This window comes from Ralstonia sp. 22086 (assembly GCF_052045975.1).
In the GTDB taxonomy this organism is placed as follows: domain Bacteria; phylum Pseudomonadota; class Gammaproteobacteria; order Burkholderiales; family Burkholderiaceae; genus Ralstonia; species Ralstonia wenshanensis.
The window spans coordinates 602,039-614,031 of sequence record NZ_JBQEPZ010000003.1 but is presented as its reverse complement, the minus strand read 5'-3'; the positions used below and the strand labels follow the sequence as shown (position 1 = coordinate 614,031).

Sequence of the window (11,993 nt, the reverse complement as noted above, 5' to 3'; positions counted from 1 at the left end):
GCGCCTATTTTGCCGAGGTTTGCGATTGGCTGCCCGAATTGCTGTTGGACGCGACTTTCTCGATCTTCGGATCGGCCCAGCTACCGGTTACGTGGTATTGCGTGACGAATGCCTTCGATAGCTGATCGCCCAGAACCAGCTGCGCGGCGAGCGTCCCCAGCCCGATGGCCGGATTGATGAATGCCGCTGCCAGCGAGGCCGACGTGGCATCCACCTTGGGCGTGACCTTTACGCGCAGGTCCTGCGTTTCATCGAGGATGTTGGCCGAGCCTTGCATGGCTACCTGGAACTGCGGGCCCTTGACGGCGAAATCTTCGGTGTGGGCAACGCCGCTGGCGATGGTGCCGGTGGCTGCCACGCTTTCGAACGGCGTGCCGCGCCCGGTGGCGCTGCGCAGGTCGGTGGCGAAATGCAGCAGCCCCTGCAGGCTCAGCACGCCGGCCAGCTTGGCCAGGCCCGGATCGACCGGCAGGAACTGGCCGCGCTCCAGGTTCAGCGCCATGCGGCCATTGAGCGTGGGGTAGTCGATCGACATGGGCGAGCCACGCCAGACCACGCGGCCTTCGAGCTTGCCCTTGGCGCCGTCGATCACCTTGGCGAAGCCCATCTTCTGCAGCAGGTCGCCGGTATCGCGCAGGTCAAGGTTGAAGTCAAGGAGCGTCCGGCGCTCGGGGTCATCGCCGCCGCCGCGCAGGCGTCGCGGGATGCGCCACGTACCGTGTGCCGTCAGCGTGGCAGCGGGCTGCTCGATCTTCAGCGTCTCGAGCGTCCAGACAGGTGCACCGTCGGTAATCTGGTTGCGCGCCTTGATCTCCAGCTTGCCGAGCGCCTTGCCACGCAGGTCGAATTTGTCGGCAACGAGATCGACCGATGGTATTTCCTGCGAGCTGCTGGCCAGCGATTCGGTGAGCGCAGTCTCTTCCTTCGCATCCGGGATGCTCATGCGCGACAGGCGCATCGTCAGCTCGCCGAAGGGCACGGCGGCGCTCTCGGCGTGCCAGCGCGCGCTGCCCGCAATTTCGCGCGAATCAATGGTCGATTGCCAGTTGGGGCCGTCGCGCGTGGCGTCAATACGTACGGCGTTGAAGTCGCGGCCCAGAATGCGCAGCGTTTGCGCGCGGGCGCTCAGGTGGCTGGGCAGATATGCGCTATGGCTGTCGGGGGCGTTGGCGGCGGCGTTGGCCACGTGTTCGGCGGCAATCTGGCTGGCGCTCTTGTCTGCGGCGGGCGCGGCAAATACCTGGCGCCAGGCGTCGATGTCCAACTGATCGAGCGCCAGGTTGGCCTGCACGCCTTCCTGCGGCTGCGGTACCGGTTGCCGCACGCCGATGCCGCCTCGCAGCACCTCCACGCCGTTGCCCGTGTTGCGTTGTTCGTAGCGCGCGCTGACGATATTGCCGACCTGCAAAACGATTTCGTCGATGGCGTTGTTGGACGCCAGCGGCTGCATCTCGAAACGCACCGGCAGCGGCTGCCCGGCAGCCTTGTTCAGCGGTGCTGGCAGACGCACCGTCATCGGTGTGAGATCTGATTGCACCTGGATGAGCGGCCGATGCTGCTTGACGCTGATGGTCGCGCTGTACGGCGCGCTGCCCTCCAGCGAGCGGGCGACGGCGGCCACCGGGCTGTTCTCTGGCGTCGTCTCACGCAGCCCTTGTGCCGACGCAGTGCCCGCCACCTGGATGCGGATCGTGCCGTCGGGTGCGGTACCGCCCGTGGGGCGGATTTCGCCGCCGGCAAAGCGCGCGCGCAGGTTATCGAAACCGATGCCCTTCTGCGTAAAGGTGAGCGCGCCGTTCACATCGGTGAGCGGCGGCGCTTGCGGCACGAGCGTGACGTCATTGCGCACGAACGTGACGTTGCCCTGGGCGCGCGTCGAATGCATCTCGTGCAGCGGCAGCTCCAGCTTGAGCGCCAGCGTGGCGTTGCCCTGGGCACGTGCGTCCTTCGTGAAATGCCCGATCCACTGGCCGATGGGGCTTGCCTCGACGTATTGCAGGAAGTTCTGCGTGACGCCATCGCCGCGGCCGTCAATGGTGAGCAGCGGGCTGTGGTCGCCCATGTCGGGCAGGCTGCCATTCACGTCCTGCAGATTCACGCCCATCACCTTGGCGCGCGCCACCTTGAACGCCAGGGATGCCCGATCGAAGATCACCGTGCCGTTGATGTTGGTGAACGCTGGCCAGTCGCCCGGGTGCGTGGGCACGCGGCCCGGCGGGTTGTGCGCGGCTTCGGGCGGCGCGGACTGGTACGTCACGTCCTGGATCGGCACTTCTACGCGAAACACGCCCTTGTGCGGCGGACGGAACGGAAAGTCGTGCAGATCGCCCGCCAGTGCGAAATCGACGTTATTGGCCGTGCCGGCCTGCAACGCACCGCCCAGGTAGTCGCGCAGATGCTGGCCAATCGACAGCGGCAGGTAGCGCGGCACACGTGGAACGCTGGCGCGGTCGAGCGTGCCCTTCAGGTCGATGGTGCCGAGATGGCTGGTGTCTGGCGCGTGACGATAGCTGCCCGTGATGCGCGCCGACAGGTCGTCGTTGGAGAACGCGAGGTTGTCGCTCGTGACGACCAGTTCCTGCTTGCGATACGTCCAGTTGAACGTGCCTTGCAGCCGGTCCAGCGGCACGCGGGCGTCGGCAAACGTGCCGGGCAGCAGCAGCGCGGTGTCGTTGGACTCGATGCGCAGCGTGCCCTTGTCGTTGGAGAAGACGGCGTTGCCAGAGATGTTTTCAACGCCGGGCACAGCTGGCTCGGGATGCTGGCCGGGCGGCACCGCGGGCAGCGCGCCGGGGCCGAACGACACTTGGCGCATCGTGGCGCGGCCGGTGAAGTGCACGGGCGCCGGCGAATTTGGTCGCCAGCGGGAGACATCGCGTTGCCAGTTGATGTCCAGATCGTCGATGCGGCCGGACGGTTGTTTGGTACGCAGCGGTTCGAGCACGCCGGCGGGCAGCGGTAGGGCGGTGGCGATGTTGCGCAGGTCGGCCAAATCCAGTGTCGTGGCTTTGACTTGCAGGCTGCGCAGGGCATCGCGCGAGTCGAGCGCCCACCCTACGGTGACGTTGCGCAAGCCCCGCGGCGTGCCGGCCGGGTTGGTGGGCGCCTGAATGCCGGGGCCTGCCAGTTCGGGCGCCGGCGGCGGTTGGGCGGGCGGGTTCAGGGGTTGCCAGAGCAGCGTGTCGACGCGCAAGGTGTGCTCACCGCGCGCGTTACGCTGATGCGTGGCCAGCGCCTGGAGGCTGCGCAACTGCAGCGGGTCCAGATCCTTGCGGACCTGCAGATCGAGCTGCTGCCCCGTCAGCCGTGCCTGGCTGCGCGTGAATACGCCGTCGGCAAACTCCACCGAGCCGTCGGACGTGAGCGTGCCGCTTTTTGCGGCGGCCAGCACGGGAACATAGTGCTGCACGGAAGCCAACTGCAGCGTATCGACCTGCCAGGAAGCCTGGCCGTGCCAGTGGCGCCAATCGCCGGGGCGGGCCAGCAGGTCGTGACGGAAATCGGCGTGAAGTTTGATGGGGCCGTTGAACAGCGTGGGCGAGGTGCCGCTGGCCTCCAGCCGGTGGCGCGTCGGGCCGCTGCGTAGCTGCACGCGCACATTGCCCAGTGCCACTTCGGGCAGCCTCTGCTGCTCGTCGAGCCAGCGGACGGCGCCTTGCTGGAAATCGATGTCTCCTTGGGAGAGGAGCTGGTCGAGGAAATCGCTGTCGCCGCCGGTGTCCGGGCCGAGCGGCATGCCCGCGACGAGCAAGGCACCCTCAGCATTGCGCCGTACCAGCACGTCGGCGTTGCTGGCGTGCAGGGCGGCAAAGGTGATCTGCATGCGCAGCAACGAGCGCCAGGACAGCCGTGCCTGCACGTCCTGGACTGCCAAGGTGCGGCGGCCGGCAGTGTCGTGCGCGTCAATGCGCTGGGCGCGGAAGGCCGGGTGCCAGCCCTCCCAGTAGGTCTCGAGCGAGCCGATGCCGACTGTGGCGTGCAGTGCGCTGGACGCCTCGCGTTCCATCCATTCGCGCGCCAGGCTTGCGCGCGGCCACAGGATGAAGCGCACCGCCAGCATGCCCACGACGGCCAGGACGGCCAGCGCCACCGCCGTCTTCCAGAGCACGCGCCACAGCTTGCGCCAGATCGGGGCGCGTAAGACAGCCCCGATGCCCGTGCCGATCCGGCCGACGCGTCGTACCAGCCATGCCCAAGCCGTGGGTCGGCTCACCCCGCGTGTGGACAGGGTGCTGGCGTGTCCACCATCGGACTTCGGCAATTCTGGGGGCTGGGACGGGCGGGGCATGATGCGGATTATCCGATATTCAGGAGGTGGCGCCACATTTGGGGTTCGGTGTGGCGCCTGCCCAGCGGCAAGCACGCCCAGTGCCCGTGAACGTTGGTGATCACGGATTGCCCTGCGTGTATCGGCGCGCATTTCAGCGAGAATGGATGCTTCCGCCAATGCTCGATGCGTCCGCATGACTGATTCCGCCTTGTCCGCCCAGCCATTTCTGCAAGCTCCGGCCCGCGCGCCGGAGGCTCCCGCCGCCGCGCTGCCCTTTGCACTTGCGTATTCGCGCTATCTCCAGCGCCAGGCGCAAGCGCGCGAAGGCTGGGCCGAGCGCGTGCAGGCCGGCGCAGGGCAGCCGATTGACGTGGCTTGGCTGTCGGCGCGCTTTACCGAGCTGTTCGACACCAATGCCGTGGAGGTCGAGACTGCGCTCAAGCGCGCCTTGCGCCTGCTGCGCAATGAAGTTTTCGGCACACTGGTTGAGCGCGATTTGTCCGGCGCCGCGACGCTCGATGAGGTCACCGGAACGATGACCGACCTGGCCGAGTTTGCCGTGCGCACGGCCATTTCCTTGATCGGCCAGGAACTGCGCGCGCTGCACGGCCAGCCGATCGGGCAATCCTCCGGCGAGGTGCAGGAACTGGTGGTGGTCGGCATGGGCAAGCTGGGCGGGCGCGAGCTGAACGTCTCGTCCGACATCGACCTGATCTTTCTCTACGACGATGACGGCGACACGCAGGGCGGCCCGCGCCCGCTCTCCAATCATGAATATTTCACGAAGCTTGGCCGGCGGCTGATCAATGCGCTGGCCGACGTGACGGAGGACGGCTACGTCTTCCGCGTCGATATGCGCCTGCGCCCGAACGGCGATGCGGGACCGCTCGCGTGCAGCCTGGGCATGCTGGAGGAATACTTCGTCGTGCAGGGCCGCGAGTGGGAGCGCTACGCCTGGATCAAGGGCCGCGTGATCACCGACCCGACCAGTCCGCATGCGGCCCGGGTCATTCAACAGTTGGAGCGCGTGACGGGCCCGTTCGTCTTCCGGCGTTATCTCGATTACGGCGTGATCTCCGCCATTCGCGCGCTGCATGCGCAGATCCGCAACGAGGCCGCCAAGCGCAGCAATGGCGCCAACCAGCAGCGCGATAACGCGGGCCACCTGCAGGCGCGCTCGCCCAACATCAAGCTCGGGCGCGGCGGCATTCGCGAGATCGAATTCGTCGCGCAGGTGTTTCAGCTCATTCGCGGCGGGCAGGATTTCGGGCTGCGCGTGCGGCCCACGCTGGAAGTACTTCGGGCGGCGTCGGAGCGCGGCCTGATCGATGTCGAAGCCGTGGCGCGCCTGACCGAGGCCTATCGCTTCCTGCGCCAGCTTGAACACCGCCTGCAGTACATCGAAGACGCACAGACGCACAACCTGCCGGGCTCGCCGGAAGATCAGCTGCGCGTGGCACGCATGATGGGCTTTGACGATTATGTGGCGCTGGTCACCAGGCTCGAGGCGTACCAGGACGAAGTCGCACAACATTTCGATCAAACCTTCTCCGACAAGCAGGACAGCCAGCCGCCGTGCGCCGCCGTCTGGCATGCGGATCTGCTCGACGACGAGCACACGGAAACCGCCCGTGCACAGCTCGCCGAACTCGGCTATGCGAACCCCGACAGCGTGCTGGAGCGACTGCGTGCGACGCGCAATTCGCCGCGTTATCGCGCGTTGTCTGAAGTCAGCCGTCAGCGTTTCGATTTGCTGATCAACCGAGCCCTTGACCAGGCATCGCGGCAGACAGATGCCGATGTCACCATCGCGCGCTTTCTCGATTTCTTTGACGCGATCAGCCGGCGATCCTCGTACCTCTCGCTGCTGAGCGAATATCCGCAGGCCATGGAGCGCGTGGCCCACACGCTGCATGCGTCGCGCTGGGCGGCGGACTACCTCACGCGTCATCCGCAACTGCTCGATGAGCTGCTCGACGTAGAGGCGTTGTCGGCCGAGCCCGATTGGCCCGCCTTCCGGGCGCGCGTGCGCGAGCGCCTGCAGGCAGCGTCCGACCATGTCGAGATGCAGATGGATATCCTGCGTCAGGAGCACCATGCGGAGACCTTCCGCGTGCTGTTGCAGGACCTGCAGGGCATGCTGAGTGTCGAACACATCAGCGACCGGCTTTCCGATCTGGCCGATGCCGTGCTGGACCTCACGCTTGAAACCGTCTGGCAGCAGGTCTCGACACGCCACCGCGAGGTGCCGCGCTTTGCCGTGGTCGCCTACGGCCGGCTCGGCGGCAAGGAACTGGGCTATGCGTCGGACCTCGACATCATCTTCCTGTATGACGACGATGACGAGCGCGCGCCGGACGTGTACGCGTCATTCGCACGCAAGCTCATTACCTGGCTGACCAGCCATACCGCCGCCGGCACGCTGTTCGACGTCGATACGCGTTTGCGCCCGAACGGTGCGGCGGGCCTGATGGTCACGCACTTCGAAGCGTTCCGCCGCTATCAGATGCGCGAGGGCGACAACGCAGCGTGGGTGTGGGAGCACCAGGCGCTCACGCGTGCACGCTTCTGTGCGGGCGATGCGGAAATCGGCGAGCGCTTCGAGGCGCTGCGCACCGCCGTATTGCGCCAGGCGCGCGAACCCGGCCCGCTGCGCGACGAAATCGTAGCGATGCGCGAACGCGTGGCCGAAGGCCATGCGAACCCGACGGGGCTGTTTGATCTCAAGCATGATCGCGGGGGCATGGTCGATATCGAATTCACCGTGCAGTTCCTGGTGCTTTTGCATAGCGCAGCGCATGCCGAGCTGACCCTCAACAAGGGCAACATCGCGCTACTGCGCATGGCTGGCGAACTCGGGTTGATCGATGCGACAGCGGCCGCGCAAGTGGCCGATGCCTATCGGGACTTTCGCGCGCGCCAGCACAAATTACGGCTCGACGGGCAACCCACTGCCCGCGTACCGATCGACACCTGCGCGCGCGAGGCCGCTCACGTACGTGCGTTGTGGAAGCAAGTATTCGGGCCTGCGCAATGAGGGTGCATCGGCAAACGCTGCACACGTGGGCCGCGTGCGCCGGTGTGGCTGCGCTGTCGGCGGCGTTCTCGTTCGTGCCGTGGTTGTATGCGGTCGGGCTGTATCAACGCGACGCCGTGCGAACAGGGCAGTGGTGGCGCATCGTGACCGCCATGTGGGTGCATCTGGACCAGTGGCATTGGTTGGCGGATGCGATGGCGGCGGCCGGGCTCATCCTGTTGCTGGCGCGTGTGTTGCGGCCGCAAGTCATCGTTGGAGTGCTGGTGGCGTGCGGGGTGCTCGTGCAGGTTGCACTGCTCAATCAGCCCACGGTGCAGTGGTACGGTGGGCTCTCCGGCGCGCTGCATGGCCTGGCGGCATGGGGCGGGCTACGGCTGCTGAGGCCATCCACGGACGCGGCAGAGGATCGTTTCTCACGCTGGATTGGCGTGGCGCTGTGCGCGGGCGTGCTGGTGAAGGTGTGGCTGGAGCAATCCTGGCTGTCGCCCATCGCCTTTGACCCGCACTGGGGGTTTGGCGTGGTGCGCATCGCGCATGCGTTTGGCGCGGCGAGCGGGTTGCTGATTTGGGTGTTGGGGGAGTGGGGCCTTCGCGACAATCGCCTGCCTAGGTGAGCAGCGGAAAGTCCGACGGGACAAAGCTGGAGTGCGAAGAATGCCCGCGCCCAATGAAGGCGCGGGCCGAAAGTACCAATAGGCTTACTTCACACGACGCCGACGGCCGGCCAAGCCGGCGGCCAGCAGCAATGCTGCGCCGCCCAGGCCGATAGCGCCGCCACCGCCGCCACCGCTGGACGTGGTCGTCGCAGGCGGGGTGGTGGTGCCGGTGCTCGCTGCGGCTGCTGTGACTGTCACGTTGGCGGTATCGGTGGCGGTCGCGCCGGTGTTGCTCGTCAGCATGACCTTGAAGGCGTAGGTGCCCTCGGCCGATGGCGTGAATGTGGCGGTGTAATTGCCGTTGCTATCGGGGCCGGCAGTGGTGAGGCTGACGGACGGCCCGGAAGTCTGCGCCCATTGCACGCTCGCGATGGTATTGACGAGGCCGGCATTGCCGGTTGCTGTGAGCGTGACCGCGTTGTTTGCGACCACTGTGCTTGCCGACGTCGATGCGTGCACAGTCGGATTGCCCTTCGCCAGCGCAACGGCGGCACCCGCATCCAGCATGCCGGCGCCGCAGACGCCCGTATGCGTTGCGCAGTATGTGCCCGCCGGGAATGGCCGAGCCGACTGCTGGAGGACGGTGGCAATCTGATCAGGCGTCAGCGAGCTGTTGACCGACAGCATCAGCGCCGCGACGCCTGCGACGTGCGGAGTCGCCATCGAAGTGCCGCCTTCAGCGGTGTAACCGTCTGTGGTGGCTGTGGTAGTGCCCATGTTCGTCACCGATGCAACCAGTGCCCCCAGACCGCTGACCATCGAACCGTTGCCACCGCCAGGCGCACTCAGCGTCGTGCCGGTGCCGACGTTCGCGTAACTGGCCCTGTCGCCCTCGAAGGTATGCGCCGTGACGGCAATGGTCCCCGTGCAGTTGGCGGGAGTACCAATGGTCGTCGTGTTGCCCTCATTGCCGGTTGCCACCACGATGGCAGCCCCGCGGGCACGCGCGGCCGAGATGGCGTTTTGCGTAGGGGTATCGCAACTGCCGACGCCGCCCAGGCTCATGTTGACGACCTTGGCAGGCGCCGTATTAACGGTGGTGACGCCGGTGACGGTGCCGCCCGTGGCCCACGTCAGTGCATCAATGATGTCAGAGCTTGAACCGCCGCATTTGCCCAGCACGCGTGCCATCAACAGGCTGACGCCCGGGGCGATGCCGGCGACGCCTATGCTGTTGTGTTGCGCGACGAGTTGGCCGGTCACAAAGGTGCCGTGCCAGGAACTGTTGGAAGGCGTCAGGCCGCCGCAGATAGTCGGATAGGTGGTGATATCCGAGCTGGTGACCCAGTCGCCCGGATCGGTCGGGTCGCTGCTGCGGCCGGCGCCACCTTTGTTACTCACAACGGGGTTGGTGATGAAGTCGTAACCCTGGTTGATGTGCGCCCCAGACAAGTCGGGGTGGCCGGCGAGAATGCCAGTATCCAGCACAGCAACGCTGACGTTGCTCGACCCTTTGGTCGTGTCCCAGGCGGTGGTCACGTTGGCGCCGCCCACCGTTGTCGCGCCATTGGCGGGCGCAATGTTACTGACCGTTACAACGTTGTTGGCGGTGCCGGTCGTGGGTAGCAGGTTCCATTGGTATTGGAACAGCGGATCGGACGGCGTGGAAGCCGCGTGCCAGATCCGGTCTGGAGACACATACTCAAATTGGCCGCTGGCTTCCATGCGCTGGGCCACGGCCTGTGCGTCTGCTACCGACATGGTTTGCGGCAACGTGACCACATGAGCGCCGCCCGACATTGCGCGCTTGTATGTCATCGGCAACTGTGCAGCGGCCGACCAGCGTTGCACCGTCGCAACGCTTACGTGCATTGCCGTCTCGGAGGACTGCAGCTGGGATGTGCTGCTTCCACCGCTCTTTTCCTTGACGATCAACTGCGACACCCATTGCATTTGGGCGCCAACGTTTGCTGGTTGACCTACGGCCAAAGCCGGGACAGCGTGATACGAGACCAGTCCAAGCGCGACGAGTGCGCGGACAATGCCCCCCTGGGCAATCAATTTCATGTAATTAACCTGTTATTTTGGGAAACGGAGGCGCAATTATCACAAGAATTGCGCGTTTCCTCGCTTAAACAGGCTTACTGCGTTGTTTAGTAATTTTTATATCTGGCTCAAATCGCGTGTGCGGTACGGTCAATCGGCGTAACCAGCAAGAGCCGCGTACCGCGCAGCGTTGCACGCGAAAAGCGAGGCGCCTTGTGGGAGGTGCGTGCGCTTAATGCGCCTTCGGGCGACGGCGACCGCCGTACATGCCGGCCACCAACAGCAGCGCTGCACCGGCCAGCGGGATGGTCCCACCGCCTCCACCACCGCTGCTGGAACTCCCGGTCGATCCGCCCGACCCCGTCGTGCCACTGCCCGCGCCGGCTGGCGCCGTGTTCTGGGCATAACTGACAGCACCTGCGGTATCCAGCAGCCCCGCGCCGCAGATGCCGGTGTTCACGGCGCAAAACGTGCCGCTCGGGTGCGGGCGTGCGGTCTGCTTCAGGCCCGCCAATACCTGCGCGTTCGACAACTGTGGCTGCACGCTCAGCATGAGCGCGATGGTGCCGGCTGTTTCCGGTGTCGAAAAGCTCGTACCTGCCACCGACTTGACCGTGGGGTTGCCGACGCTCTGCGTACCGTCGTTCGAGTCGGCCTGGATGACGGAAACGGGTTCCGCACAAGTGGCCGGAGTTGTACTCGTAACGACCTTCGAGTTGCCGCAGCCACCGCCCGGCGCGGACAACGCCACCTGGGGCCCCACGTTTGCGTAGCTGGCGTTCTCGCCGCTGTCGACGTGCGCGGTGACGGCGATGGCGCCTGTGCAATTGGCCGGCGCATCAACGGTCTGCGCGGCTTCATTGCCGGCGGCCGCCACCACGATGGCGCCGCGTGCGGCCAACTGGTTCACCGCGTCCTGTTCTGCCGCAGAGCACTGCGTGGTGCTGCCCAGGCTCACGTTCACCACCCGTGCCGGGTTGGCGTTGGTCGGCACGCCGGACACGTTGATGCCGCCCGCCCACAGCATGCCGTCCACCGTGTCGGACAGCAGCGCGCCGCATTTGCCCGACACGCGTACCGGCACGATCGGCGTATTCCAGCCGACCCCTGCGATATCGAGGGTGTTGTTTGTCTGGGCGGCGAGCACGCTGCTGACCTCGGTACCGTGCCAGCTGCTATTGGCGATATCGCTGCTGGTGCAGCCCGAAATGTTTGCGACATCCGTGCTCGTTACGCCATCGCCCAGGTCATGCGCGTCCGTTCCCCGGCCGAAGGTGTTACCCGCGCGGGCCGGGTCCGAGATGAAGTTGTAGCCCGGCAGGATCTTGGCTGACAGGTCGGGATGATCGGTGTAGCCGGTATCGACCACCGCCACCACGATGCCCGTGGAGCCCTGCGTGATGCTCCACGCCGCGGCTGCGTTGATGCCGCCCGGTACCAGCGCCGGTGCGGCCAGGTTGTTCTGCGTGGCGAACAGCGGATCGTTCGGAATGGTGTTGGGCCGCAGGATGCGATCAGGCACGACATAGGCCACGCGGGCGTCCTGCGCGATCTTGTCGACGGTGGCCTGGATGCTGGCCGCATCGGTCAGGCCGGTGTGCATGAGCTGCGCATTGGTGCCCAGCGTGCGCTTGACCTGCAGCGTGCTGCCCGCTGCTTGCGCTACCGACAGCAAGCGGTTGTTCGCCTCGCTGGCGGAGAGCGTCTTGCGCGTGCCACTCGTGTCGTCGCGCCATTTGATGATCAGGTCACCGGTGTATTGCGGCAGCGGCGCGGCAGCCGTGGCGACCTGGCTGCCCATCACCCAGGCAAGACAGGCCAGGCCGGCGCCCGCGCGGAGCCAAGACTTCAACCGGAAGAGGGAGGGGGTCATCAGCGGGTGCTCCGTGGGGTCTCGTTGTAATGAGAAACGTCGTCAGGATGTGATCGTTGACATACCGTTACACAAAACCAAAGGTAGCACGCGACTTGTCCGCTTGGTGTGGCGGCGATGGCCGATCACGTTTGCGAGGGGAAAAAGGCCGGCTGGTGCGTTGCTGCTGAA

General features: G+C 65.9%; 5 protein-coding genes. 2 read left to right on the top strand and 3 right to left on the bottom strand.

Translation table 11 applies throughout. The features are described 5' to 3' along the window. Window positions 1-4: 4 nt before the first annotated feature. Window positions 5-4,288 (bottom strand): YhdP family protein, encoded by a 4,284-nt coding sequence (locus tag ACTJK6_RS16050; RefSeq protein ID WP_440839540.1) that lies wholly within the window; start codon window positions 4,286-4,288, stop codon window positions 5-7. Between the two features lie 175 nt (window positions 4,289-4,463). On the opposite strand from ACTJK6_RS16050, the gene glnE reads away from it, so the two are divergent. Both glnE and rrtA read left to right on the top strand, forming a co-directional pair. Continuing rightward, entirely contained in the window at window positions 4,464-7,307 is a 2,844-nt protein-coding gene (glnE, locus tag ACTJK6_RS16045) for a bifunctional [glutamate--ammonia ligase]-adenylyl-L-tyrosine phosphorylase/[glutamate--ammonia-ligase] adenylyltransferase (protein ID WP_440839539.1), read from the top strand. Beyond that, window positions 7,304-7,921 (top strand): rhombosortase, encoded by a 618-nt coding sequence (gene rrtA, locus ACTJK6_RS16040; RefSeq protein ID WP_440839538.1) that lies wholly within the window; start codon window positions 7,304-7,306, stop codon window positions 7,919-7,921. Before glnE ends, rrtA begins: the two co-directional genes overlap by 4 nt. A gap of 84 nt (window positions 7,922-8,005) precedes the next feature. Here rrtA and ACTJK6_RS16035 read toward each other — a convergent pair whose 3' ends face one another. Both ACTJK6_RS16035 and ACTJK6_RS16030 read right to left on the bottom strand, forming a co-directional pair. Next, window positions 8,006-9,970 (bottom strand): S8 family serine peptidase, encoded by a 1,965-nt coding sequence (locus ACTJK6_RS16035; protein WP_433865220.1) that lies wholly within the window; start codon window positions 9,968-9,970, stop codon window positions 8,006-8,008. 211 nt (window positions 9,971-10,181) lie between these two features. Next, complete coding sequence (locus tag ACTJK6_RS16030; RefSeq protein ID WP_440476641.1) at window positions 10,182-11,822, bottom strand: S8 family peptidase; 1,641 nt, start codon at window positions 11,820-11,822, stop codon at window positions 10,182-10,184. Window positions 11,823-11,993 lie beyond the last annotated feature (171 nt).

What these genes read in the sequence shown, in the direction of transcription:
- ACTJK6_RS16050 (WP_440839540.1), bottom strand. Translation starts at nt 4,288, where the DNA reads ATGCCCCGCCCGTCCCAGCCCCCAGAATTGCCGAAGTCCGATGGTGGA.
- glnE (WP_440839539.1), top strand. Translation starts at nt 4,464, where the DNA reads ATGACTGATTCCGCCTTGTCCGCCCAGCCATTTCTGCAAGCTCCGGCC.
- rrtA (WP_440839538.1), top strand. Translation starts at nt 7,304, where the DNA reads ATGAGGGTGCATCGGCAAACGCTGCACACGTGGGCCGCGTGCGCCGGT.
- ACTJK6_RS16035 (WP_433865220.1), bottom strand. Translation starts at nt 9,970, where the DNA reads ATGAAATTGATTGCCCAGGGGGGCATTGTCCGCGCACTCGTCGCGCTT.
- ACTJK6_RS16030 (WP_440476641.1), bottom strand. Translation starts at nt 11,822, where the DNA reads ATGACCCCCTCCCTCTTCCGGTTGAAGTCTTGGCTCCGCGCGGGCGCC.